This window comes from Singulisphaera chitinilytica (genome assembly GCF_049331405.1).
GTDB lineage: Bacteria > Planctomycetota > Planctomycetia > Isosphaerales > Isosphaeraceae > PoT.
The window spans coordinates 2,139,680-2,165,860 of the sequence record NZ_CP186274.1; the positions used below are offsets into that span (position 1 = coordinate 2,139,680).

The 26,181-nt window shown below is 65.4% G+C and carries 19 protein-coding genes; 10 read left to right on the top strand and 9 right to left on the bottom strand.

The window, feature by feature from the left end:
* Positions 1 to 274: 274 nt before the first annotated feature.
* The 9 genes from ACOYYX_RS08710 (at position 275) to ACOYYX_RS08750 (ending at position 7,987) form a co-directional block, all read left to right on the top strand.
* On the top strand, positions 275 to 1,222 hold the full coding sequence (locus ACOYYX_RS08710; protein WP_422929542.1) for a dihydrodipicolinate synthase family protein: 948 nt from the start codon (positions 275 to 277) through the stop codon (positions 1,220 to 1,222).
* Between the two features lie 271 nt (positions 1,223 to 1,493).
* Positions 1,494 to 2,303, top strand: coding sequence for a hypothetical protein (locus ACOYYX_RS08715; RefSeq protein WP_422929543.1), 810 nt, complete (start codon positions 1,494 to 1,496; stop codon positions 2,301 to 2,303).
* A 160-nt stretch (positions 2,304 to 2,463) separates the two neighbouring features.
* Positions 2,464 to 2,736, top strand: coding sequence for a hypothetical protein (locus tag ACOYYX_RS08720; RefSeq protein WP_422929544.1), 273 nt, complete (start codon positions 2,464 to 2,466; stop codon positions 2,734 to 2,736).
* 487 nt (positions 2,737 to 3,223) lie between these two features.
* Positions 3,224 to 4,330, top strand: a complete 1,107-nt coding sequence (gene ald / locus ACOYYX_RS08725) for an alanine dehydrogenase (protein ID WP_422929545.1) — start codon at positions 3,224 to 3,226, stop codon at positions 4,328 to 4,330.
* A 114-nt stretch (positions 4,331 to 4,444) separates the two neighbouring features.
* Positions 4,445 to 4,753: a hypothetical protein gene (locus tag ACOYYX_RS08730; protein WP_422929546.1), complete on the top strand. Its 309-nt coding sequence runs from the start codon at positions 4,445 to 4,447 to the stop codon at positions 4,751 to 4,753.
* Positions 4,750 to 5,850 (top strand): S-methyl-5-thioribose-1-phosphate isomerase, encoded by a 1,101-nt coding sequence (gene mtnA, locus ACOYYX_RS08735; RefSeq protein WP_422929547.1) that lies wholly within the window; start codon positions 4,750 to 4,752, stop codon positions 5,848 to 5,850. The genes ACOYYX_RS08730 and mtnA overlap by 4 nt, the downstream gene beginning before the upstream one ends.
* Positions 5,851 to 5,867: 17 nt before the next feature.
* Complete coding sequence (locus tag ACOYYX_RS08740; protein WP_422929548.1) at positions 5,868 to 6,593, top strand: class I SAM-dependent methyltransferase; 726 nt, start codon at positions 5,868 to 5,870, stop codon at positions 6,591 to 6,593.
* Positions 6,590 to 7,579: a glycosyltransferase family 2 protein gene (locus tag ACOYYX_RS08745; RefSeq protein ID WP_422929549.1), complete on the top strand. Its 990-nt coding sequence runs from the start codon at positions 6,590 to 6,592 to the stop codon at positions 7,577 to 7,579. The genes ACOYYX_RS08740 and ACOYYX_RS08745 overlap by 4 nt, the downstream gene beginning before the upstream one ends.
* Positions 7,580 to 7,675: 96 nt before the next feature.
* The gene (locus tag ACOYYX_RS08750; RefSeq protein WP_422929550.1) at positions 7,676 to 7,987 is read left to right on the top strand and encodes a Dabb family protein; all 312 of its coding nucleotides are present in this window, start codon (positions 7,676 to 7,678) and stop codon (positions 7,985 to 7,987) included.
* 92 nt (positions 7,988 to 8,079) lie between these two features.
* On the opposite strand, the gene ACOYYX_RS08755 is transcribed toward ACOYYX_RS08750, so the two are convergent.
* From ACOYYX_RS08755 to pilM, 9 genes are all read right to left on the bottom strand, one after another.
* Positions 8,080 to 9,729: a bifunctional sulfate adenylyltransferase/adenylylsulfate kinase gene (locus tag ACOYYX_RS08755; protein WP_422929551.1), complete on the bottom strand. Its 1,650-nt coding sequence runs from the start codon at positions 9,727 to 9,729 to the stop codon at positions 8,080 to 8,082.
* Positions 9,730 to 9,954: 225 nt separating this feature from the next.
* A complete protein-coding gene (locus ACOYYX_RS08760) occupies positions 9,955 to 10,365 on the bottom strand; it encodes an RrF2 family transcriptional regulator (RefSeq protein ID WP_422929552.1) in 411 nt (136 codons plus the stop codon).
* Positions 10,366 to 10,531: 166 nt separating this feature from the next.
* On the bottom strand, positions 10,532 to 11,254 hold the full coding sequence (locus ACOYYX_RS08765; protein ID WP_422929553.1) for a phosphoadenylyl-sulfate reductase: 723 nt from the start codon (positions 11,252 to 11,254) through the stop codon (positions 10,532 to 10,534).
* A gap of 480 nt (positions 11,255 to 11,734) precedes the next feature.
* Positions 11,735 to 12,418, bottom strand: coding sequence for a YdjY domain-containing protein (locus tag ACOYYX_RS08770; RefSeq protein ID WP_422929554.1), 684 nt, complete (start codon positions 12,416 to 12,418; stop codon positions 11,735 to 11,737).
* A 207-nt stretch (positions 12,419 to 12,625) separates the two neighbouring features.
* Positions 12,626 to 17,161, bottom strand: a complete 4,536-nt coding sequence (locus ACOYYX_RS08775; protein ID WP_422929555.1) for a type II secretory pathway, component PulD — start codon at positions 17,159 to 17,161, stop codon at positions 12,626 to 12,628.
* Between the two features lie 367 nt (positions 17,162 to 17,528).
* A complete protein-coding gene (locus tag ACOYYX_RS08780) occupies positions 17,529 to 17,951 on the bottom strand; it encodes a hypothetical protein (RefSeq protein WP_422929556.1) in 423 nt (140 codons plus the stop codon).
* Between the two features lie 276 nt (positions 17,952 to 18,227).
* The gene (locus ACOYYX_RS08785; RefSeq protein WP_422929557.1) at positions 18,228 to 20,243 is read right to left on the bottom strand and encodes a hypothetical protein; all 2,016 of its coding nucleotides are present in this window, start codon (positions 20,241 to 20,243) and stop codon (positions 18,228 to 18,230) included.
* 324 nt (positions 20,244 to 20,567) lie between these two features.
* Positions 20,568 to 22,361 carry a hypothetical protein gene (locus ACOYYX_RS08790; RefSeq protein ID WP_422929558.1) on the bottom strand — a complete coding sequence of 598 codons (1,794 nt, stop codon included), beginning with the start codon at positions 22,359 to 22,361 and terminating at the stop codon, positions 20,568 to 20,570.
* 166 nt (positions 22,362 to 22,527) lie between these two features.
* A complete protein-coding gene (gene pilM, locus ACOYYX_RS08795; protein ID WP_422929559.1) occupies positions 22,528 to 25,113 on the bottom strand; it encodes a type IV pilus assembly protein PilM in 2,586 nt (861 codons plus the stop codon).
* Between the two features lie 759 nt (positions 25,114 to 25,872).
* Here pilM and ACOYYX_RS08800 point away from each other — a divergent pair.
* Positions 25,873 to 26,094 carry a hypothetical protein gene (locus tag ACOYYX_RS08800; protein WP_422929560.1) on the top strand — a complete coding sequence of 74 codons (222 nt, stop codon included), beginning with the start codon at positions 25,873 to 25,875 and terminating at the stop codon, positions 26,092 to 26,094.
* Positions 26,095 to 26,181 lie beyond the last annotated feature (87 nt).

Sequence of the window (26,181 nt, forward strand, 5' to 3'; positions counted from 1 at the left end):
GGAACACTCGGATTCCGTCTGTGCCCCGGCCCTAACTATTATCGTACACAAACGATGGAATTCATGAACGAGGCCTTCACGGTTCTCGAGAACTCGTCCTTCGCGGATCGACGGCGATCCGCGACTCATTCATTAATGAATGTCGAGGCTGTCGGGTCGAGGGAGACCCGGCGCCTCGATTGATCGACCCGCGTAAAATTCCACCGTTCGGGTTGTCAGCGGGCATCCCCCGGCTCGTTGCAAGGCGTCCGATCGCTTTTCGGAGTCCCTCTCGATGCCCCTTCCTCGCCTCCACGGAATCGTCCCTCCGCTGCCGACCCCCCTCCTGGCCGGGGAGGCGATCGACACGGAGTCTCTCGCCAGGCTCGTCGAGTTCCAGATCGAGGGCGGAGTCCACGGGCTCTGGGTCCTCGGCACCACCGCCCGGTTCGAGATGATCCCCGTCGACCGCCAGCGCCAGGTTGCGGAGATCGTGGCGACGAAGGCCGCCGGCCGGCTCCCGCTCGTCCTGAACGTCTCCGAGCAGGGGGTCGAGCGGACCCTCGAGCACGCCCGACGGTTCGACGACCTCCCTTATGACTACTACGCGGCGTTGCCCCCCTGGTACCAGCCGATGGCCGTCGCCGAGGTGGTCGACTACTTCCAGCAGATCGCGGATAGGCTCTCCAAGCCGCTCGTCATCTACAACGCCCCCTGGGTCTGCAACCAACTCGGGTTCCCGCAGCTGCGCCAGCTCGCCGACCACCCCAGGATCGTGGGCTGCAAGGACGTTTGGACCGGCATCAACCGCTCGATCGACTGGCCGGTCGAGGAACGCAGGCGCCAGAACTACAGCTACCTCCACGGCAACGACCTCGTCGGCCTCTCCACCGAGCTCGGTTCCGACGGCTTCGTCATCAGCCTCGCGAATGCCTTCCCCGAGATCGCGGTGGCGCTCTGGGATGCCGCCAGGGCAGGGGACGCCGAGCGGGCCTTCCGGCTCCAGTCTCAGTTCGCCCGCCTGGCGAGGGCGACCGGCCTCGGGCCGATGCTCGCCTGCCTCGAGGTCATGTGCCGACACCGAGGGCTCCTCGACCGGATGCTCCCCGCCCCCTTGCGCTCGCTCGACGCCGACGCCGCCAGCCGGGTGATCGAAGCCATCGAGGCCGTCGGCATGCTTCCCGAATCCTCGGCGAAGTCGAACGGGCGTCGCGCGGATCTCGAGACTTCGACGCGGGCCTGATCCGAGATTTCGGATCAAGTCCGAAGCCAGGCCTCGCGAAGATCATTAGGCATGTTCGGGTTCTCCTGCTTGAAACGGCCGATCTCGAAATCGTGACAATCGGGGAGGACACGATTTTAAGGATTTGCTAAAGTCCGCCGCCGCTCGAGCCGAGCCGACAGGTCCTTCGTGACCAGTTGAGGCGAGGGCGGCGCCGATGGATGCACCGGGGGGGTGCCGGGATGGCCCTTCCCCTTTCTCCGAAATCGCTGCGCACGGAGGAGCTGAGAGCATGGAGGCTCGTCGCGTTCGCCCCGCGCCCGCACGTTGGTGCCTGGCCGGGCTTACCCTGGCGCTGTTGCCAATCCTGACGGGTGCCTCGCACCGGACCGCGAACTTCGTGGTCGAGGCCCAGACCGCCGAGGTGGCCAAGCGTGTCGCCGATCACGCCGAGGCCTGCCGCTCGTCCATCGCCAGGGAGTGGCTGGGGAAGGAACTGCCGGCCTGGTCGACCCCGTGCCCGATCAAAGTCAAGCTGACGCGAGGCGAGGCCGGCGGCCTGACCTCGTTCGGATTCCACCGGGGACGTGTCTCGGACCAGGACATGACCGTCGAGGGGCGGCTGGACCGAATCCTCGCCTCCGCGCTCCCGCACGAGGTCACGCACACGATCTTCGCCGCCTACTTCGGCGGCCCGATGCCGCGCTGGGCCGACGAGGGGGCCTCGCTCCTGAGCGAAGACCTCCGCGAGCGGCAGCGGCATGACCAGATCGCCGAAAATCTCCTGGCCAAGCGCGGCGACATGCCCTTGTCCCGCCTCTTCCGGGTCGAGGAGTATCCGAGCGACCTCATGGGCTTCTACGGCCAGGGTTACTCGATCTCCCGATTCCTCATCGAGATGGGGGGCCGCCCCAGATTCCTCAAGTTCGTCAAGGACGGCCTGAAGAGTGGCTGGGACGTGGCGACCCGGGCGAATTACGGCCTCGCCGACGTCCGCGAGCTTGACCGGGCCTGGCATTCCTGGCACAAAGTGGTGGCCAGCGCGAGCCCGAAATCGGATCGCGTCGTGGTCCGGGCTCAGTCGTCTTCCGACTCGGAATGATTGACGGACGCCACTCGTTCGAGTATACGCGATGGCGATCCTTGCCATGCGGGGGTCGCTTCGATTAAAATGCTTCGATCTTGTGCAGGCCTCGGGTCCGTCCCGAGGTCGTTGCTTTTTCTCGGCTCGTCGAGTTTGGGGAAGGTCAGGGAGAGTTTCGATGGCGAAAGATGCGGCCACGGCCACCACGACTGAAGCGAATGCGGAGCCCGCGACCGAGGTCCGCAAGCCCGCCGATCCTCGCCTCAAGGTCCTCAAGAAATTCCACGGCAAGTTCCTGCCGAAGGGCGTCCTCCGCGAGCGCCACAAGGCGATCATGGACCGCTGGAATTCGGGCGACGACCACGGCAACGTCACCGTCGAAGAGCTCAAGAAGCTGCTCGACGACTGGCGCGGCACCCGCGAGAAGCCCCCTCGTCTCCCGAAGGCCTGATTTTCAGCCTTCGCCGCTGACTGCCGCCGGAACTCCGCGACCCGAGACGAGATGAGGGTCGGCTTCCTCCTCGAGGCCGACCCATCCTCGCTCGCCCCGCCGGAGAATCGGCCCTCTCCGCGTCAATTCTCGACCCCGGCTCCCGGCGAGCCCGGGGTCGTTTTGACTTGGACGGGCCGAATTTTTCGAAGGCGTCGGCTTCTCTTGCATCGCCCGACCGGCTCTGATCGAATGAAGGGCCGTCGATGGGTGGATCCGTCGAGAGTTGCCGATAGGTTGACCCCGGCCGAGAATGGATTCGGTTCCTTCGGCCCGAATTTCCCAGGGATCGAGGCTCATGGCCCGGTCCCCGTTGACGTTCGGGTCGTGTCGGATCGAATTCGAACGTCCGTACGGCTCCGGCCTTGTTGGAATTGGGAACCTTTCTGATCAGAGCACGAGCGGATCGCGCGAAGGGCAGGCGCCGGAGCCTCGAGGAGTGAAGCCGATGATCGTTGGGGTCCCCAAAGAGGTTAAGGGCGACGAGTACAGGGTCTCCCTGCTCCCCGTCGGCGCCGAGGAGCTAACCGCGGCGGGACACAAGGTTCTGGTCGAGGCGAATGCCGGGCATGGGAGCGGCATCCCGGATTCCGCCTACATCGCGGCAGGGGCCGAGATCGTGGCGGACGCCGCCGGGATCTGGTCCCAGGCCGACATGATCGTGAAGGTGAAGGAGCCGCAGAAGTCCGAATGGCCGCTGCTCAAGGACGGCCAGATCGTCTTCACCTACTTCCACTTCGCGGCCGACGAGGCGCTGACCCGCGCCATCGTCAACAGCGGGATCACCGCGATCGCCTATGAGACGATCCGCGACGCGAAGGGGACGCTCCCCCTCCTCACCCCCATGAGCGAGGTGGCGGGGCGGATGAGCATCCAGGAAGGGGCCAAGTATCTTGAACGCCCCCAGGAAGGGCGCGGGATCTTGCTGGCGGGGGTGCCGGGCGTCGCGCCGGCGGAGGTCGCCATCCTCGGCGGCGGCGTCGTGGGGGCGAACGCGGCGAAGGTCGCGGCGGGCCTCGGGGCGAACGTCCGGCTTCTCGACGTCAACCTCGACCGGCTCCGCTACCTCGACGACATCATGCCCCCCAACGTGACGACGCTCTATTCCGATCGTCACATGATCCTGGAGTCGGTCGAGCGGGCCGACCTCGTCGTCGGCGCGGTGCTCGTCACCGGGGCGAGGGCCCCTCGGCTGGTCCGTCGCGAGGACCTCGGCCGGATGAAGCCGGGCGCGGTGATCGTGGACGTGGCGATCGACCAGGGGGGCTGCATCGAGACGAGCCGCCCCACCACCCACCGCGAGCCGACCTACGTCGTCGACGGCGTGGTCCACTACTGCGTGACGAACATGCCGGGGGCCGTGGGACGCACCAGCACCTACGCCCTCTGCAACGTCACCCTGCCTTACGTGATGCAGATGGCCAAGCATGGCTGGCGCCAGGTGGCCGCCAGCTCGCCGGGCGTGGCCGAGGGGGTCAACGTCCATCAAGGGCGCGTGACGAATGAGGCGGTGGCCTCGACGTTCGGGCTCCCGTTTACCCCCTGGAATGCTTAGGCTGGATGAAACAGGCGGCCCCGGCGCGGGAAACGATCCCGACGCCGGGGCATCGCCGCCGAAGTCGTAACGAAACCGGGACCGACGGGTCCTTAGCCCTGGAGGAGACAGACGATGAGCGAGAGCGAGCTGGACAACGGCCACGATCACGACCACTCCCACGAAGTCGAGGAGGCGCTCGAAGAGGCCCTCGAGCTCGACACCCAGAGCCAGATCTTCCTGGAGATGCGACGCCAGAACGTCGAGCTCCTGAAGGTCGCGACCGAAGTCGCCGGCTTCTCGGGCCAGCATCCCCCGGTCAAGCCGGGTGACCTGAAGCACGCGATCCGCAGCATCTGGGAGATCTACTCGGAGTTCTACACCTGGGTCGATCCCGAAGAGTCGGATGCCGACGAAGAAGACGAAGAGGATGACGACCTGTGAGTCCAAGCAGCGACACGTCGTCGTTGGAAACCCTGAACTGGGTCGGCGGTGCGGAGGAAGGATTCCTCCGCCTGATCGATCAGACGCGCCTGCCGACCGAGTTCCTCCGCATCGATTGCCATGACGTCCCGACCGTCTGGGAGGCCATCCGCTCCCTGCGCGTCCGGGGCGCCCCGGCCATCGGCATCGCCGCCGGCTACGGCGCCGTACTCGGCGCCCAGAAGGCGAAGGGCCAGCCTGCGACCGAGATCCGGCAGGCCATCGGCGAAGCCACGGCCTACCTCCGCACCAGCCGCCCGACCGCGGTGAACCTCTTCTGGGCCTGCGACCGGATTGACCGGGTCGTCGAGGCCTCGAAGGATATTTCGTCAGCGGATCTGCTCGAACGAGTCCTCGCCGAGGCCCACGAGATCGCGGCCGAGGATAAGGCCATGTGCCGTTCGATCGGACGCTTCGGCGCCGAGCTCGTCACATCGGGCAACGGCATCCTCACGCATTGCAACGCCGGCGGCCTGGCCACGGCCGACTACGGCACCGCGCTCGCCGTGATCTTCGCGGCCGACGAGGCCGGCAAGCAGGTCCACGTTTTTGCCGACGAGACCCGGCCCTTGCTCCAGGGGGCTCGCCTGACCGCCTGGGAGCTGCAACGCCGAGGGGTCTCCGTGACCTTGATCTGCGACAACATGGCCGCCCAGGTCATGAAGGAAGGCAAGATCCAGATGGTGGTCGTCGGCGCTGACCGCATCGCCGCCAACGGCGACACGGCCAACAAGATCGGGACTTACGGCGTGGCCCTGCTCGCGAAGGCCCACGGAATTCCCTTCTACGTCGCCGCCCCGTCGAGCACGTTCGACCTGGCCCTCGCCGACGGCTCGGGGATCCCGATCGAGCAGCGCGACCCGAGCGAGGTGACGCACGGCATGGGCCGGCAGACCGCGCCCTCGGGGGTCTCGGTCTACAACCCGGCCTTCGACGTCACGCCGGCCGAGCTGATCGCCGGGATCATCACCGAGCGCGGCATCGTCCAGCCGGTGAATGCCCGGACGATCCGCGACACGGTGGGGGCCGCGTTCGAGAACTCTCCCAACGCAGGCTGAGAGGTCGAGGGTCGACGATGGATCCGAAGCACCTCGAGGAGTTGATCGCCGTCGAGCGCGGCTACTGGTGGCACGTCGCCAAGCGCGAGCTCGTCCTCGAGCTACTGCGTCGCTATTTCCCCCCGTCGGCCCGCCTCGTCGAAGGGGGCGTCGGCGGAGGGGCGAATCTGCTGGCCTATCGAGAGCTCGGCTACGACGTCTCCGGCTTCGACCTGATGCCCGAGGCCGTCGCGCACTGCAAGCACCTCGGCATCGACGACGTCCAGACCCACGACCTCGAGCAGCCCTGGCCCGTGAAGAACGGGCCCGCCCGCGTCGTCGTCCTGCTCGATGTGATTGAGCATGTCGCCGATCCGGTCAAGGTGCTCAAGAACGCGTCAGACATCCTCGACGAGAAGGGGGGGATCCTCGTGACCGTCCCCGCGATCCCGGCGCTCCTCGGCCCCTGGGATCGGATGCTCGGGCACTACCGCCGCTACTCGCGCAAACTCCTCCGCGAGCACGCCGGGGCCGCGGGACTTCGGGTCACCTGGCTCTCGTCCTGGAATGCGTTCACACTGCCGCCGGCGATCGTCGTGCGAACCCTCGAGCGAATGGGGCGGGCGAGGGGGTCGGCCGAGTTCCCCAAGGTCTCCCCGGCGGTGAACCACACGCTGATCAACCTGGCGAGGATCGAGCGGGGCCTCATCCGGACCACCGGCCTGCCGGTCGGGCTCTCGCTGGTCGGAGTGCTCAAGCGATGAGCCACGGGTCGAGCCCAGGGCGAGGACGCATCCCTTCGCTGATCTCGATCGTGCTGCCGGTCTACAATGAGAAGGATGTCCTCGACACCCTCACGCGTGAGATCGAGTCGGCCGTCTCCGACAGCGGCTCCCCCGCCGAGTTGATCTTCGTCGACGACGGCTCCCGCGACGGCAGCGGCGCCATCCTCGACCGGCTCGCCTCGGCGAATCCTCGAATCCGTGTCCTGCACCTCTCGCGCAACTTCGGCCACCAGGCGGCACTCCAGGCGGGGCTCTCGCATGCGGCCGGGAATGTCGTCATCGTCATGGACTCCGACCTCCAGGACGACCCGAGGGCGATCCTCCGGTTCCTCGAGAAGTGGGAAGAGGGCTTCGACGTCGTCTACGCGATCCGGACCGCCCGCAAGGAGAGCCCGCCCAAACGCCTGCTCTTCCACCTCTTCTACCGACTCCTGAACCTGATCGCCCGGATCCCGATGCCATCCGACGCCGGCAACTTCGGCTTGATGGATCGCCGGGTCGCCGACGAGATCGTCCGCCTGCTCGACCGCGACCGCTACTTCGCCGGCCTGCGGAGCTGGGTCGGCTTCCGTCAGACCGGCGTGGAGGTCGCACGAGGCCAGCGCTACGACGACCGGCCTCGGGTGTCGTTGTTCGGGCTCGTCCGCCTGGCGAAGAGTGCGATCTTCTCGTTCTCGACCTTCCCGCTGATGGTCTTCTACGCGATCGGCTCGCTGTCGATGGCCGTCTTCCTCGGGCTCGCGACCTTCACGCTCTACCACAAGCTGTTTACGGGGCTGGCGATCCCGGGTTGGACCTCGATCACGATGGTCTCGAGCTTCTTCGGGGCGATGAATGCCCTGGGGATCGCGGTGCTCGGCGAATACGTGATCCGCATTTATGAACAGGTCCGATCCCGGCCGCTCTACCTCGTCGAGCGCAAGGTGAATTTCGAGCCCAACCCGGAGAATCCGGGCGATTTCTGATCGCGGGCCGAGACTTCCGGCACCGTCTGGGCTGTGTTAGCATTTTGGGCCGAGGCCCGATCGCAGGCTGTTCGCCAGTAACCGAGAGATTTGAGCATGCTCGCGCATAACGTGTACTTCACCTTGAAAGATGCCTCCGAAGCCAGCATCGAGAAGATGGTCACCGCGTGCAAGACCTACCTCGCCGACCATCCCGGCGTGGTCTTCTTCGCGTGCGGCACGCTCGAGCCGGAGCTGAACCGGCCGGTGAACGTGGTCGATTACCACGTCGCCCTGCACGTCGTCTTCGACTCCCGGGCGTCGCACGACCTCTACCAGGAGGCCCCGCTGCACAAGAAGTTCATCGAAGAAAACCGCGACAACTGGGGCACCGTCCGCGTGTTCGACTCGATCGTCGCGTCGGCCTGAGATCTGGATTTCCATCGCAGAAATGAACCGAGGCCGGGGGACCCAACAGTCCCCCGGCCTCGGCTGTTTTCGTCAGTAGCCTTCGTCTTGCCTCAGCCCGAGATGTGGCCGTGGGGCAGGATGTATCCCAGGGACAGCAGGGCATCGATGATCTTATCGACGCACTCCTGCACCCCTTGCCGGCTCGTGTCGAGGGTGACCTCGGGGTTGAGCGGAGGCTCGTAGGGATCATCGACGCCCGTGAATCCCTTGATCTCGCCGGCTCGGGCCTTGGCGTAGAGGCCCTTCACGTCGCGCTGCTCGCAGACGGCGATCGGCGTGTCGCAGAAGACCTCGACGAAGTTCCCCTTCGACATCCTGCGGGCGTTGTCGCGGGTCTCGCGATAGGGGCTTATGACCGAGCAGAGCGTCGTCCCGCCGTGCTGCGCGACCAACCCCGCAACATACCCGACGCGGTTGATGTTGGCGTCGCGGTCTTCCTTGCTGAAGCTCAACCCCTTGGAGAGATGCGTGCGGATCTCGTCGCCATCGAGCAGCGAGACATTCCGCCCGAACTCGGCCAGGCGCTCGACCAGGGCATGGGCCACGGTGCTCTTGCCCGAGCCCGAGAGCCCCGTGAACCAGAGGGTCATGCCCTGGCGGAACTTCGGCGGGTGGGTCTCGTTGAGGATCTCGGCCACCGCAGGACGGGTGAACCACTCGGGGAGTTGGAGCCCCTTCGAGAGATAATCGTCCACAGCCTGGGCACCGTGGATCTCGGCCGTCGCGGCACCGGGCGGAACCTCTTCGATCGGTGTGTAGCGGCCCTCGTCGGGCAGGTAGACCAGCCTCTGGGCCTCGACCATCATCACGCCGATCTCATCGGCATTCGCGGCCAAGACTTCCTGTGCGGCGTCGTGGGCATAGAACGGTTTGCCGCCGCTATCGACGCCGGCTCCCGCATGGTCGTGCCCGACGATCAGGTGCGAGCAGCCGTAGTTGCGACGGATGATCGCGTGCAGGAGCACCTCGCGCGGCCCCGCCAGGCGCGTGGCCATCGGCAGGAGGCTCAGGACGGCCGAGTTCTTCTCGTAGTAGTTATCCACAAGGGCCCGATAGCAGCGAACCCGGGTGAAGTGGTCGACGTCGCCGGGCCTCGTCATGCCGACGACCGGGTGGATCAGGAGCCCGCCGCCGACCTGCTCGGCCGCGCGCTTGGTGAGTTCTTCCTGGGCGCGGTGCAGGGGGTTGCGGATGTGGAAGGCGACGACCTTCGACCAGCCGAGCCCTTTGAATCGCTCGCGAAGTTCCCGGGGCGTCTTGCGGAGGTCGACGAAATCAAAGTGGGGAGGCGTGCGGAGGACTTCCAGCCGCCCGGCGGCATAATGACTCGCCTGCCGCTCCAACTGGGCGACGGAGGGATGCCTGGCGTCGGTCGAGCCATAGGCTCCCCTCGCCTCGGCCTGCTTGTCGTAGGCGAAGATCTCCTCGACGTGGAGAAACGCGAGGAGGTTGCCGTAGACGTCCCGCAGGGCGATCGGCCGGCCTTCCTCGACGCCGTCACCGGGCGTGACGTGCAAGGTGATGGGCAGGGGCCAGAGGGTGCCGTCGACGAGCCGACCTTCGGCCACGACGCGGTCATAGTCCGCCTTGCCCAGGAACCCCTTGAGCGGCGAGAAGCTGCCAACCGCCAGCAATTCGAGGTCGCAGAGTCCACGCTCGTCCAGGGTCAGGCTCGCGAAGTCCTTCGACGTGGCCTTCATCTCGGCGGCACGCGTCTCGTCGACGATCAGATCGACCAGCGAACCGCCATAAGGGCTGTTGAGTCCGGCGGCGTCGGGAGAGTTCGAAGCGGCGATCGTCGGACTCCTTTCGAGGTGGAAGAACCCTGACCGGGCGAAGGGCTGCCCGCCTTTATCTCTAGGTGGGATAGCCCGCCGGTTCTTGTTCGCGAGCCGATCAGCAAGAAGGCAACCACCGACGGCGCGTCAGATCACCCATTCATCGGGCGAGGTGCGATCGGCGAGTTGGGCGATGGTCGTGCGGTCGAGCACGGAGCGTTCGGCGGCTCGGACGTCTTCCCAGACGTTGGCCAGGACCCGGGCCGCCGGCTCGAGGGCGGTCCTCGGCGGTCCTTCCGGCCCGTCGATCGCGGTCAGGACCTCGCCCAGGGAGATTCCCGACGCCTCGCGGGCCAGCCGATAGCCTCCCGCCGCGCCCCGGGTGCTCGTCACCAGGCCGGCCCCCTTGAGCTGGAGGAGGATCTGCACGAGATAGCGTTCGGGGATGCCGTGCGACTCGGAGATCTCGCGGATCCGGATCGGGGGGTCGCTGGGCCGTTGCCTCGCCAGGGCCAGGACCGCCAGACAGGCATACTCGGCCTTCGCGGAGACTTTCATGGCATATGGTCCCGGCCAGCTTGCGCCGGCCTCGGGAATCATCCCCCGGGGTTAAGTCGACAGTTCCTCGCCCGGGCCGCTCTCGGCCTCATCTCCGAGGCTAGCGACCAGGAGGGCGAGGTGGACTTCGGTCGACCCAAATCGATCGACCGACCCCAAGAGGATATCAGAGTTGGCTGCTGTCGAGCGAGTGCAGACCGCACTCGGTCTTGGCCTGGCCCGCCCAGCGGCCCGCGCGTTCGTCCGACTCGCCGGGGCGGACGGCCCGGGTGCAGGGCCAGCAACCGATGGAGGGATAGCCCTGGTCGTGCAGCGGGTTGTAGGGGATGTTGTTCGAGACCACATACGCCCAGACGTCGCGGTGGGTCCACGAGAGGAGCGGGTTGACCTTCACCAGGCCAAACTTGCCGTCCCAACCCACCACGTCGGCCTTGGCCCGATGCGCCGACTGATCGGCACGGATCGAGGAGATCCAGGCGTCATACCCGGCAACCGCACGCCGCAGGGGGATGATCTTGCGGTCGAAGCAGCACTGATCCGGCTGATTGACGTAGAGCGGCCCCTGGTTCTTGGCCTCGTACTCGGCGACCGTCATGTCGGGCTGGACCAGCTCGACCTCGATCCCGTAGGCCTCGGCGATGCGGTCGCGAAGCCGGAGGGTCTCGGGGAACTGGTACCCGGTGTCGAGGTTGAAGACCCGGACGCGGGGCTCGATCTCCGAGAGCATGTGCAGGATCGCACAGCCTTCGGGGCCGAAGGCCGTCGCCATCGTCAGCTTGGGGAAGAACGTCTCGACCGCCCACTCCAGGATCTGATGAGGAGTAGCTTTCTTGAGACGCAGGTTCGTTTCAGTCCAGTCAGGGCGGGTCAACGTCTCGGCAGAGGACATGGCGACTGTATTTCCCCTTTCCAGTTGAATCCGACCTATCTTACAGAGAATGGTGAACTAAGTCAACTTCGCAGGGATTCCTCGACACGCAAGCTGCGAATATAGGTCGGTTTAAGTTCATGGAAGGAAGTTTGGTGCGAACGAGTCGAGGCGTGCCGCTCGCCGGGATGAGTCAATGGCAATCGAGGAGAGCCACCTGAACTTCGGCGGCTGGGATGTAGTCGGGAGTGTGTTCAGGGTTCCAGAAACGTTCGACGCCCCAATGATAGCGAAGCGTGAAGGCGAGGTGAAAGGGGACGCTCCGCAACCTTCGAAAAGCGGAACCCCGAGGCATCTTCACTGGCCTCGGGGCGTTTCATATCAGCTCGAACCTATCTCGTCCACGCCCAAGGAGAAGGGACTCTCCGGGGAGGGATCACCTGGCCGATCCTGGCCAAGTAGGAATGCCGACGAAGTCACGACTCAACGTTAATTCCAGCCTCAAGGCTTCGGGCGGGGCTTCAGGAACATGGTGACGATCGTGCCTCGGGGCGGGATCTTTTCGGTGTTCGCCACGAACGAGCGGTCGGCGTCGTTGGCCGAGCTGGGGAAGGGGAGGTCGAGAATGGCGTTGGCGAAGTTCGCCACCGTGATGAGGTCGCCGTCGTCGGCGGTGTAGATGACCTTCTTCGACACCGGGTCGTTCACGAGTTCGCTGCCGGCGAAGACCCAGTCGATCGCCAGGGGTTTCTTGGTCTTCTCGTTGCGGACCCAGGTCCGCGCGTCGGCCGTGAGGACCTTGTCATCCTCCTTCCACTGCACCTCGATGGCGATGGGAGAGCCGGACGGCGGGGTGAATTTGGGCACGAAGCGGACGGGCTGGCCCGACTCGGCTCCGGTCAGGAGCAGGCCGGCGTGGATCTGCCGGGGGACGGCGTCGGTGGCGAGGACCGCCTCGTGTTCCTTGGTACCCTTGAGGCAGAGGAGGTGCTCCAGCGGCCCTTCTCGCAGGGCGATGCGGGCCCTGATCACGAGTTGCTTGGTCTTGGGGTCGAACCAGAGATGGGGTCCGAGGGGCTTCCAGGTCGGGTCGGCTTGGAAGGCTTCGGCCGGCTGCGCCGCGGACTTCTCATCGGGCGGTGCCGAGAGGACGAAGGAGGCGAGGAGCGTCAGGGGGACGAACATGGTGTGATTGGCTCCCTTCGATGTCGATCGCGGCTGTCGTAACCCTACCGAGGACCGTCTCACGTCGATCGATCCGACTGTGAGAGACTGGCGTGGCCCGGTTCTCCCGGTGCGAGGCCTCAAGTAGAAACCAAAACGTCCGCCGAGGAAACGGTGTTCCTCGGCGGACGGTCGCGTGAGAGGCAGGGAAGTTACTGCGACTTCGGATTACTGGGCCACCGTCGGGATGCCCAGCCGCTCCTCCTCCTCTTCGAGGATGATGATCCGCGGGGTGACCATCAACATGAGGCTGGAGGTCGTGCGGCCGATGCCGATGTTGCGGAAGAGGCGGTTCAACATCGGGGCCTTCGACAGGACCGGCACGCCGAACTCGCGGCGTTCCTCATTGAGCCGCTTCACGCCGCCCAGGAGGACCGTACCACCGTCCGGCACCGTCACGGTCGTCTGCACCGTGGTGAAGTTGAACTGCGGGAGCTGGATGGTGCCGTTGATCGACGACGACTGGCCACCCAGACCGCTACCACCGACGGCCGCAGGCACGCTGATCGTGTTGAAGCCTTCGATGACGGTGAAGAATGGGCTGAGGGTCATTCGGACGTAGCGGCGGTCTGCCGAGACGACCGGGGTGACCGACAGATTGACGCCGTTCGGGAACGACTGGACGCTCGGGAAGAAGGCGACCGATCCCGGCCCGACGATCGGGAGCAGCGACTCGACGAAGTTGATCTGCTCGGTGTTCTGGATGAACGCCGGGGCACCGTTGAAGGTCGTGACCTTCGGGGCCTGCAGGATGTTCGTACGAGTGTCGCCCTGGGCGGCGGTGAGGAACAGGTAGACTTCGAGGTCGCTGAGGAACGCCAGGCCGAACGTGGCACCCGCACCCGGGGTCGCATTCGACGGTGCGATCAGGTCAGCTGAGCCCTGCGTGAACGGGATGGCCAGGTTGTTCGAGAAGCTGCCGATACCGCCAGCACTCGTACCGACCACCAGCGGGAGGACGTTGCCGAGCGAGAAGTCTCGAGCACCACTGACCGTGTAGACCGGGTTGGTGTTGCCCGTGGTACCGCCGCCCGTCGTTCCGCCGCTGCCGCCACCCACGCTGCCGCCGCCGCCGCCGAGGCCGCCGAGGCCGCCCGCGTTCTGGCCGCCGAGGCCGCCCGAGGAGCCGCCGAGGCCGCCCGAAGAACCGCCGCCGGTCGTTCCACCCGAGGAGCCGCCGGTCGTGCCGCCGGTCGTGCCGCCGGTCGTGCCGCCCGTGGTGCCGCCGGTGTTACCCGTCGTGCCGGTGTTGCCCGTGGTCGGGAAGAGCGAGGAGCTCTGCACCGCGAAGGTGCTCTTCTTGCCCACGGTCTTCGAGAGGATGTCGAAGTCGAAGTCGACGCCGATCTGCTCGAAGAAGCTGTCGCTCAAGGTGATGAACCTCACCTCGATCGACACCTGCAAGTCCTGGAGCCGACGCAGCTGGCGGAGCAGGTCCGCGATCTGGTCGTGGATCTCCGCCGTGTGGCGGATGATCAGGCTGATGCTGAGGAAGAACGGGGTGATCGACCCGATCGGCCGGGCCGTGTCGAGGCCGTCGCCGCCGCCGCCGAGGCCGCCGCCGAGGCCATAGGCCGCGGAGTTGTCGGAGCCGGAGGGGTCGACGACCTGCCAGGTGCCGGGGGCGATGGTCGCCGTGATCAACTGGACCAGGGGGGTCATGTCAACCCGCGGGCGGTTGCCCTTCTGCCACTGACCGTTGCCGGAGACCGTCGGGCTGCCGCCGGCCGTGGGCAGAGACTGCAACTGCTGCTGGTACTGCTGCTGCGGATCCAGCGAGGCCGACTCCTCGGAGGGGTCGCCGTTCTTGAGCTTCAACGGGTCGAGCGGAGTCTTGTGCGTCGGCGGCAGGATCAGGTCGCCGACATAGTAAGGCTTGGCATACGTCGAGCTCAGCGAGGCCTGGGGGCTCGTGATCATGAGCACCTCGTCCTCGACCTTGTAGTTCAAGCCCAGCGGCTGGAGCAGGAGCTTCAGCGCGGTCTTGAGCTTCACGTTCGAGACGTTGAGGGTCACCGGCGAGGCGGTGCTCAGGTCGACGTCGCTGAGGGCCTTCGGGTCGAGGACGATGTTCAGGCCCGTGTAGTTGGCCAGGAACGCGATCGCTTCGCCCAGGGGCTGGTTCTCCATGTTGAGGGAGACCGGGTCCTTGAGCTTGGCCTCGATCAGGAGGGTGCTCGGGTCCTTCTTGATCTCGAGCCGGGCGTTCATCTTCAAGCGTTCACGCGTGAGGTCCCCAAAGTTCTTGGGCATCACGATGCTCTTGCTGATGAGCTCGGGATCCATGATGGACGCCGTGTCGACATCCTGGAGGGCCGCGAGGGCGCCCTCTTCCTTCGCACTCTTGTTCTCGAGGTCCTTCTTGTAGTGCCGCTCGGTGCGGGCCTTGAAGGCGATGATGGTGGCGGCGACCTCGTTAGGATCGACCTCCTGGGCCATCTTGGCGAACTTCTCGGCCTCCTCGTACTTGTTCTCGGCCATCGCCGTGGTGGCGCGGTCCATGAGGTACTTCATGCGGTCCTTCTTGGCCTTGTCGGCCTCGAAGATCCGGAGGCGCTTGTTCTCGATCTCCGCCTTGATGGTGGTGTCCTTCATCTTGAGGTCGAAGGCCACCTTGTCCTTCTTGGCGAGCTCGATGGCGACCTCGAGGCGTCGGATCATGGTCCGGGAGATCCCTTCGGGGAGCTCGGCGGCCTTGATCTTCACGGCCTTGAGGGTCGTCTCATAGATGGCGATCGCCTTGTCGGGGTCGACTTCCTGGACCCTGCGAGCCTCGGCGATCTTGGTGCCGACCTCGTTATTGAGCTTCTGGGCGGCGAGGGTCTCGGCGTCCTGGGCGATCGGGGCCCCGGTGCTGGCCTTGCCCGTCGGGTCCTGCGGAAGCTTGGCGAGCAGATCCTGCACCTTCTGCATCGTCGAATCGTCGAGCTGGGCGTTCGAGGCCTCGGTCAAGAGGGCTCGAGCACGGCCCGCGTCGTTCTTGCGGAGGGCGTCGAGTGCCGACTCATACAGGCTGAGGGCACCGCCCTGTTCGGCCAGGGCGATCTGGGCCAGGACGTCCTCGGCTTTCGCCTCGACGCCAGTGCCACTCCCCTTGGCGTCGGTGGCCATCTGACGGGCCGCACCGTAGTTGCCGTCGTTGAGGAGCTTCTGGGCCTCGGCGAGGAGCTGCTCGCCGCGGTTTGCGGGGGCAGCGGCCGGGGCCGGTTCGGCAGCGGCAACCTGGGCCGGGGCGGCTTCAGGGGCCTGGGCCGGCATCAGTTCGAGAGCGGCGCCGTTCGCCGGGGCGGCGGCGGCCGGGGCGGGCTCAGCGGCGGGCAGCCCCTGAATCTCCCCGGCGGTGGCCTGGGCCTGGAGGACGCGACCATCGACCTTGCCGGTCGGGGCAGCCATGGCCGCCATGCTCGCGGCAACCTGGGTCTGCTCCTGCGACTTGAGCCGTTCGGCCTCGGAGAACTTCGCGGCGGCCGCGACGTTCTCGCCGCGGGCGAGGAGCTCGTTCGCCTGACGCTCGACGATCGTGCTCGCCGGCTCGCCAGGAGTCGCGGTCACGACGTCCTTGCGGTTCGGGTCGAACGGAGGCGGCACCTGGCCGGCCTTGACCATGGAGATGTCGTGCATCACGGCCTCGGCACGGTCGGCCGTGAGCGACGGCACGACGTTCATGCGGAGGGCACGCTTCGCCTTCGCCTCGGCCTGATCGATCTGGCCGTTGGCGAGCAGTTCGCGAGATTCCTGCACGAGCGAGTCGTACACGCCCTGGCTCGGGGCTTCCTTCGTCCCGCCCTTGCGGAGCGAGTCGCGACGTCGGAGGGCCCGCGCGGCGGCGGCGACCTTGTCCGGCGTGTCGTCGAACATCGTGTAGTAGAGGTTCCACGACTTCACGGTCAGGGCGAGGGCTTCGGCCTGCTCGAACTGATCTTTCTCGATCATCGCCCGAGCTTCCTTCAGCTTCGCCTTGGCCGTGCGACGGTCGTGCTGCTCGCCGACGGCCACGCTCGCGGCGACGGTCTTCGGGCGATTCTTCTCGATCGCCTCCGAGACCTTGTCCGGCGTGTCGTCGAAGAGGCCCCACTTCACGTCGAGCGCCCGGGCCTCTGCGACGAGCTTCGCAGCCCCGTCGTAGTTGCCGACCCGGAGTTGCTCGCGTGCCGACTGGAGCTTCCAGCGGGCCGTCTGCTTGCCGTCGGCGCTCGCCCCTCGCGGAGCGGCCGACTGCGGGGCCGACGGGTCGGAAGCCACCACCCGGCCGGAGGCGGGCACGGCCTCGGCGGTCGTCGCGGCGGGTGCCACGGCCGCGTCGGTCGCGGGCTGGGCCTTGGCCAGCGCGGCGAGGTAGGCGTCGAGGACGGTCTGCTCGCTGGCGGAGAGCTGGTCACGATACGCCTGAGCGGCGTTCAGATACTTCGTAGCCATCGGGAGCTGGCCGCTGTTGAACAGCTTGGCTCCGGCTTCGAGATAACGGCTGGGGGGCACCGGCGTGGCGGGTTTCGCTGCGGTCGCCGTGCCTGCGCTCTCACTCGGGGGGGCACCGATCGAAGTCGTTCCCCAAGCCCCGAGGATCAATAGGGTGGTGACGGTTCCAAGCCTTCCCAACGCGACCTCCTTTCGCCACTCGCGGAGACGACCGCCGACTTCCCTGGCGACGGTCTCTGACATGCCTCCGCGGCGGGAGACGTAAATCCGGTGCATTCGCTTCAGCACGACATGAATCGTGGTCCGCGACTGCTTCACCCGCACTCGGGTAACGCGAGATTCAAGATGTGGTCACAATTGATGGCGCGGCCGAGAACGGTGAGAAGACGAGGCGGTGTAGTATCCGGAACGATGATTCCGGTCAAGCCGGTTTCGCAAGATTTTTCGACGATGACCACTGAAGCCCACTCTCGCGATTGAAACGATTAAACCGCAAGCCGGACATGCGTGAGATCCCCGTCACTCTTGCAGCCTTTCGCCGCGATAACGCATCGCAACAAACCGGCACACACACTGGATCCATCATAATCGGAATAAATTAACGGAAGGTTGAACGGATGACCGGAATATCCGTCAAAATCCGATCATCCCGACCCTATTTTTCATCAATCCCCTCGGATCGCCTCATCTTTCCCGAAGCATCCTCGTGGACATCCAGCCTCTCGATCCAGATGCGGGGGTCGTCGCCAAGATCCCGACCTGTCTTCGCCTTCAGGGAGGCGATGATCTCCCGGACTGCGCTCTGCCGCGCCCGCTCGACGATCCGATCGAGCCGCGATCCCTTGGCCTGTTTGGAGCCCGATGGGTAATAGTCCAGGACGCCTCGGAGGTACGACACGTCCGCGGGCCCCGGCGCGGCCGCCTTCAGCCTCATCTCCTCGAAGATCTCCGTCTGGCCCTCGGCGAATGCGACGAGGATGACGTTCCAAGAATAATCCACAAGAATGCACAAAAATATAAACAAAGCACTAATTCTTGTAATCCATAAACAACAGCGTTTGGGATCGAAAGATGCCATGATCGTGCCCCCCCGATTCTTCCGTGCCCTGCCACACACCCGGGGCCCCGATCGCGAGCGAGGGCCCTTGAAGCGGGGCATTCGACCGACGTTGATGCGTATGTCGGCGGATGTTGTCCGGACGTCGCGAGGTCCCTGCGTCGAGCGGCCGAGTACCCCAGATTGGCATTCCAGGCGCTCGGCCTTCGAAAGCGGACCGCCCCTCGAAGTGGAACCTCGAGGGGCGGTCCAATCAATCGGCCTGGGTGCAAGGGCGCGGCTGCCGGAGGATCGCTCTCAGCGACCGCGACGACCACCACCGCCGCCGCCGCCCATCATCATCATCATGCTGCGGGAACCGCCGCCGCTCCCCAGCGAATTCTCTCGCTTCTTGCCGCTCTCATCGAGCTCCCGCTTGTAATTATCCGAGATGGTCTTGCGGACGTCATCCTGGAGGTCGTTCGACTGCTTCCGGAGGACGACAGTGCCGTCGGGTTGGAACAGGAGGGAGAGGGCCGGCTCGTCGATGCGGCCGGCCACGTTCAGGTCCTTCGGGATGGGGAGGCTGCCCCCCGTGGTGTCGAGGACGAGGGAGCGGCTGTCGAAGTCGAGCGACTTGGCCTTCTCCTTGGTCCCGTCGGTAGACGGGATGCGGGCCGAGGTGGTCTCGCCGATGAAGTCGCCGGGGCCGGCGTCGAATGCCTTGACCACGGTGAACCCGTCCGTCGGATCCCAGCGCGTGACCTGGAACTGGACCGCCTCGCCGCGACGCCCAGGGCCCTGGGTCTTGTGCATCGCATAGGTGGCGATGTCGGCCGGCATCCGGACGTCATTGGTGGGCTCGCTCCAGGGTCCCGTGAGCGTGGGGCTCGTCGTGTCGACGCCCGGGCTGACATCCTGGCGATTCCGGTTCGGATTGTAGACCACGAGCCGGAGACGGAAGCGGTAGGTATGGTCGGGGTCGATCGTGAAGTCGAGGGAGCGGACCATCAAGGTATCCGCCTGCTTGGTCTCGAAGTCGATCGTCTCGGTGGCACCACCTCCCATACCCATGCCCCCCATGGCCATGCCCATGCCCCCCATCGGGCCCATCGCACCCATCTCACCCATCGGGCCCATGCCGGCCATCGCCCCGCCCATGCGGTTGCCCATGGCTCCCATGGGGCCCATCATGTTTTCCATGTCGCCGGCCATGTTCGGCCGCTCGATTTTCTTCTTCTCTTCGGGGACCAGGCTGGCGACGTGGACTCGCTCCCAGAAACCGGCCTTGAGGAAGGGCAGGGGATCGACCAGTGCGCCGATGCGCACGTCAGCGGGGGTCAGCTCTTCTTCTTCCTCGGGGAGGTTGTTGACGATCTCGGCGTTCTTGTTGCTGTCGACCGACTCCCAGGCGGACCAGTTGCCGTCCGCTTCGAGGACCTGGCGCTCGACCTCCAGCCCCTTGAAGTGGGGGTAAGCGATCTCGTTTCGCTTGAGAGCCTTGACATAGTTGTCGCGCAAGGTCTTGTAGTCGAGTACGCCCGTGATGGCGACCCAGCGGAGGCCCTTGCTGACTTCCTTCCAGGGGCCTTCTTTACCCAGGGCTTCCTCTTCCTTCTCGGCGGGCTTCTCCTCCGTGGCGCCCTTCTTGCCCGCGTCGACGAGTTGACGTTCCTTGCGCTTCTTCTCGAGCTGGTAAGCCTTCTCCTCCTCGGCCTCGATCTGCGCGGCACTCTTCTTGGAGCGGCGCCGGCCTCCACCGCCCACGCCCCCCATCGGGCCCATGCCCATGCCCATGCCGGGCATCATCCCCGCCATCGTACGCTGGCGGCTGCGCTGACGCTGCGGGGTGTTCTCTTCCTTGGTGGCGTCCGTCTCCTCGTCGAGGATGCGCTCGCCATTCTCGTCGAGCTCGTACACCAGGGCACGGCCGCGGCCGGGGAAGGCGTAGAGGTCGGACAGGGCGATGAGTTCCGGCGTGTCGCGGATGAGGCCCGCGCCCGGCTCATTGGTCACCCATGGGTTGGCAACCTTGTAGTTGTCGGCGACGAGGACGTTCTTGGTCTGCTCGTCGACCATCTTCTCGAAGTTGGGGTTCTTGATCTGCGCCTCTTCCAACTTCTGGAGGATGTCATCGGGATTCTGAGTGGTATTCAGGTTCCGATTCGCATCCTCGGCGGCCTTCGAGATCGCTTCCGGAGTCGTCTCGATCGTGGGGCGAGATATCGCGAGGAAGAGGAGCAGGACGCAGGTGACCGAGGCGAGCGCCATGACCACCTTCTCGCCATGGCGTAACGCCATGAGCTTGAGTTTTTCCGCAGACGCGTTGGCCATCGAGACAACTCCTCATCAAGAACGATGACTAGACGACTCGGGTCGTATCTTGGTGCGCCAGGGCGCTCTTGACCGAGAATTCAACGAAAAGGTCGAAGGGTTTGAATCATCAGCGCGACTCACAAATCGATGACTTGATGAGTCGCGAATAGCCGGGGCGGATCGCCGAGGGATCGTGCCTCGGCTGGTCCTTGCGACCCCGGAGGCCGTTGGCCGCCGGAGTCGCCCGCACCGATATGGTGCCTCGACCGTCCTCAACGAGGGTCGTCGTGTCGCTCTCGCGACGGGCGACCCCAGGCCGACCCGGGAGGGCCTGGCCCGATTTCAAGGCTTGGCCGCAGGGGCGGCCGGAGTTGCAGGAGTTGCCGGGGCTGGTGCGGCTTCAGCCTTCGGGACCTCGTCCTTCTTCGCCGACTCGGCGGGAGCGGCCTCGGCCTTCGGGGCCTCATCCTTCTTCGCCGGGGTTTCGCCCTCGGCCTTGGGCGCTTCGGCCTTGGCTTCGTCAGGCTTGGCTTCCTCGGCTTTAGGTTCGTCCTTCTTGGCTTCGTCAGGCTTGGCCTCTTCAGCCTTGGGTTCGTCCTTCTTGGCTTCCTCGGGTTTGGGCTCTTCAGCCTTGGCCTCTTCGGTCATCGCCCCGTCCGCCTGGCTCTCTTCCACGGTGGGCGGCGGGGGCGGCGGGTTGTAGAAGCGGGCCTGGCCGTAAACCGTCAACTGCACGAGGTAGTAGTAGGGGTCGTGGATCGACTGGGCGAGGGCCCTGGCGGCTTCCTCTTTCTTCCTTTCTTCTTCCTTCTTATCCTTGCCACGGTCGGTCGCACGTTTGTCGACGCCCTTGCGCTCGGCGACGGTGCCACCGCCCATCCCGTAGGCTCCCATGGGGCCGCCCATCATGCCTTCCATCATGCGGTTGCCCATCATCGACATCGGGCCGCCGTAGCCGGCCATGGGGCCCATCCGACCCCCCATCATACCTTCCATCCGACCACGGCCACCCATCATACCCATCATGCCTCGCATACCCATCATGCCCATGCCGCCACCGAACGTCATATTGGTGCCCTTCTCGGGCTTGACGACTCGGGCAGTGGGGCGGGCCATCTCGAACTCGACGACCTGAATGGTCATCGGGGAATTCTCGAGGGCGACGAGCAGGTCCTGGATGTGATCCTGGTGGATGAGCACCGAGAGATTGACGGGGATAGTCTTGTACTGATCATTTCCCCCTTCGCCGGCACCCTTGATGAAGTAGACGTCCTCGACGTCTTCGGGCTTGCCCGCACCGCCGCCCATGCGGCCCATCATCCCTTCCATCATCCCGGCCATCGGGCCGCTGGCCGACGATTCTTCGGCCTCGGGCTCGGGGGCACCCGGCGCCCGGATTTCCTCGGCCTTCTCGAGCTCTTCACCCTTGCCGATCGAGACCTGGTCCTGGGCGGTGGGGTTGCCCACCTCGAGCGTGTCGATCTGGCGGATGATCGCCGAGTCCCAGTCCTTGGCGGCCTTATTGACCTCGCTGACGACGTCGAGCATGGTGCGCTGGACCCAGAGTTTTTCCTGGGCGGCCCAGACCTTGCCGAGTTCGGGCGGGGCGTCTTCCTTGAACGCGGCCGGCTTCAGCAGCATCATCTCCGGGGGCGATGCGACGACGCCGGTCCCTTCGATGGGGTCGAACGGCCTGAACGACAGGTAGACGCTCGTCACATACTTCGGATACTCGGTGACGTAGTCGATGACCGCCAGCCGGACGGCGCTCGGGTCGACGTTCTCCGGCCACTTGCGGCCCCAGGCCTGGAACCGATCGGCCACGTTCTCGGGCCAGGTCAGCAGGCCCTTCTGGCGGTCGTAGAGCTTGCGCCAGGAGGCGTTGACGTCCAGGGTCAGGACGTTCGTCTGCTTGTCGACGAGCGGCTTGTATTGCTTGTTAGGGAGGACCCCGTTGGTGTACGCCTTGACGCCGGTCTCGGCTTGCTTGATCTCGTCGGTCTTCTTCTTGCTCGCCTCCTGGACGGGCCCCGAGCCCAGGGCATACGCGACCACGGGCAGGAGCGCCGAGATTCCGACGGCGATCCAGAAGCGATATTTGATCAGTTGCTTGAGGATTTCCTTCACTTGGTCCATGGTCGCGGCTGCCTTTGTAGGATGTTGAGCGAGTCCGGGGGAGGACCGGCCGGCGAGCGACACGATCGCCGGCGTGAACCGATTGAGGTCGGGTGAGTATCGCCTGGAGTCGACTCGTCCCGGGAAAGCACAGGCGCCTCCCCGAGCCGGAACCGCAACGACTGCCTTATTTGGGCGTTCCGGGTGCGGCCGGTGCGGCGGTCCCAGGAGCAGCAGCTGGAGCGGGAGTGGCCCCGGGTGCCCCGGGTGCGGCCTTGCCCGGAGTCGCCGCCGCGCCGCCGGCCCCAGGCATGGCGGAGACCGCACCCTGGAAGGCCTTCGTCAGGTCGTCCGACTGCTTGGTCGAGGCCTTCTCCAGGGCCTTCTCGACATCCGCCTCCTTGGTGGCGGCGGGCGAGTCGCCGTCCGCCTTGGCGGACTCTTTCAACTTCGCGGCCATATCATCGAGCCACTTCTTCTTCTCCTCCTCATCCTTCGGAGCTTCCTCGGCGCTGAGGGGCTGCCAGATGAACTGGATGAGGAAGTCGGTCCGGGAATGGGTCACCATGTTCTTGGTGAGGTCATTCTTGCCCATGCCGGGCATCATCCCCATGCCCATCATGCCCTCGCCCATCATCCCGGCCATGCCCATGGGTCCGCCCATCATGCCGGCGCGGCCCATCGGACCACCCATCCCGCCCATCTCTCCGGCGCGGCCGCCCCCTTGCTTCCGCATCATGTCCATCATCCCGGCCATCGGGCCCATGCCTTCGCCGCCCCCTTCCGCACCCGCGGGGGCCGTGGCGCGATCGAGCAGCGGGACGGTCTTGCTGGCGAGGCCGTTGGTGACGCTCCCCTTCTGGTTGCTCCAGGAGGTGTCGATCGAGATCCAGCCGAGGGTGACGTTCCTGATGCCGTAGAGGCGCATCTCGGGGGTCTGCAGCTTGGGCAGGACCTTGTTTGTCAGATAGCCATATGGCCCGTAAGCAATCTTGGGAGCCCTGGGATCTTGGATCGCCTTCTTCAGCTCCTCGGCGTTAGGCCGGGGATTGTAGTGGTGGCCGACGACCTGGATGATCCAGCCCTCGCCCTTGGGCTTTTCATCGCGGTCATACTTGAGCATCAGGTCCTTCGCGATCGCGCTCGGGCCCGTCGAATCCTCGGTGCTGAACCACTCGGCATCCACGTCGGCCCGCCAGACCGGCTTGATCGCGTCGATGTGGACGCGGAGCTTGTCGAGGATCGGCTGATTCTCGGGCTTGCTGGGGTCGAGGTTGTATTCCTTGACCGGGTCGGGCAGGTTGGCGTTGAGCGTCTTGAGGAAGGTCGGCCACTTGGCGCGGTCGGTCGCCCCGGCGACCAGCGACTTGCCCTGGTCATAGGTCTTGGTCCACTCCCCCTTGGCGGCATCGAACTCGTTCTTGTACTGGGTGCCGAGCTTGGTCGCCGAGGTGGCCGAGGAGACCGCGTTGGCAAACTGCGTGGTGTTGACCTTGGCCAGCACCCGGTAGTCGCCCAGGAAGAGGGCCGAGAACCCGAGCATCAGGAGCGCCGAGGCCGCGAGGGCCCAGGGCTTCTTGGCGCGGATCAGGCGGACCTGCTCGATCTCGGGGGGCAGCAGGTTCGTGTAGACCCCGCTCTTGCCCAGCCCCTGCACGGCGAGGCCGTAGGCGACGCCGAACGACGGCAGGTTCTCCTGGAACTGCGGCGCCAACTTGACGTCGTCGCCGACCATCCGGTGGAAGTTCTCGAGCTTCTCGATCTCGTGGCTGAGATTCTGCTGGAGGAACTTCTGGAGGCCGGGCAGCTTGAACCCGTTGCCGAGGCCGACGACCTTGATGATCTTCGCGTTGCGGTTCACGCTCGAGTAGAAGCCGATCGAGCGGTTGACCTCGCTGGCGAAGTCGTTGAAGACCCCGCGCATCGCGGTGAAGATCGACCTGGGGTCCGGCGCCTTGGTGGCGTTGCGCTTGAGGTGCTCGGCCTTGGCGAAGGTGAGCTTCAGCTCCTTCGTCAGGGCGCGGGTGAAGTGGTTGCCGCCGATCGGCACGTTGCGCTGCCAGATCCGGATGCCATCGGTGATGATCAGGTCGGTGTTATCGGCACCGATGTCGATCAGGACGACCGAGCCCTTTTCGCCCTTGGCCGGGGCCTTCGCCTGGCCTGCGTCGGTGTCGGCATCGGCGACACCTTCACCGACGGGCGCGGGCGGGCCTTCCTTGAGCTGATCGAAAGTGATGTAGTTATAAAGGGCGATCGGGCCCATCTGCACGATGTCGACCTCGATCCCCGCCACGCGGAAGGGATGGATGGCGCGGTTGATCTGATCGCGCTTCATCGCGAACAGGCCGACCTCCGCCATCGCGAAGTCGTCGTCGCCCTCCTCCTCATCCTCCTCGCCGATCTGCTGGTAGGCCCAGACGACCTCTTCGAGGGCGAACGGGATCTGCTGCCGCGCCTCGAACTTGACGATGTCCGGGATCCGCTTCTTCTCGACCGGCGGGAGCTTGATGAACTTCACCAGGCCGGCCTGGCCCGGCACCGCGATCGCCACCTTGCAACCCTTGAGCTCGTTGCGCTCGAGGAAGGTTTCGAGGGCCTCGCGGACCAGTTGCTCGGGATCGGCATCCGGCTGGCTGAGGATCTTGGGATATTCGATGTAGTCGAAGGCTTCGGCCACGACCTGGTCGGGCGTGTCGCCCGGCAGGAGCTTCAGAGCCTTGACGGCGGCTTGGCCAACGTCGAGTGCCCACACGGGCTGGATCTTCGCCATGCGGTCAGTCTCCCGAGGCGCCCAAGAGGTAGCAGCGCCCTGTCGCCGTGAATCTCATCTCATCGAACGTAGCGGTATGCGGAGCGATTTCTGCCAACTATCGGAGCATTTGCGGTCGAAAGCCCGGCCCGAGCAGAACGCCGGGCCTCTCAGATCGGAAGTCGAATCACGCTAGCACAGCGACCGATTCTGAGTCAACGCGACGGGACGTCCCTCCCGCCGACGTCGCCGAACGGCGTAAGGGTCGGGGCGGGAGGAGGATCCACGATTGTGTTGAGATTCCGAATCTTCTCAAACTATTCGACGTTGCAGGTCCCGGAAAAGTTCCGCCGGCCGGATGAATTCCCGACTCGACGCCTCTCATCCGGGATTTCTTGCCCGTCCCGAGTTCTTGGCCAGATCGTTGAAGTTTAACACACGGCCCTGGGCGAGGCGCGGATTACCTCGAGACGGGGGCTCGCCCGCCTGGTGCCGGTCGAAACGCGCTTGACGATTGCGGCCCCTCGACGGCATCTTTAGTACTCGCCCGTCCCCGGCCGCTGCTCGCCCTCCCCGTTCATTAGACATGGGCAATACGGCGAAACCTGCGGAATCGGACGGTCGCGAAGTCGACGAGGCATGGAGGATTATCCCCATTCTTGACTGCTGAGCGGCCTGTGACGACTCCGGCCCCAGCCACGACGGGCGCCAGGGATGCAAAACCGGTTGACGTTCGTTATCATGTCAACTGGGAATTACTCATGAAGGAGGTGATTATCGATGGCCTTTGACACGGAACGAGCCGCCTACAACGCGAACCTGGACGAACTCCTGGCCCACGAGGGGAAGTTCGTCGTCATCCGCGGCGAGACGATCGCCGGCACCCGCGACACTTACGAACAGGTGATTGAGCTGGGCTATGAGCGTTTCGGCGCCGTCCCTTTCCTGGTGAAGAAGATCCGCCCCACCGAAGAACGGGCCTTCGCGACCGGCATGGCTTGATCGAAACCGGCCATCCCACGATCAGCGTCCGCGAACGGCTAGAGTGTTTGCCACAGAACGCTTGGCTTGACACGTTGGCATGATTGC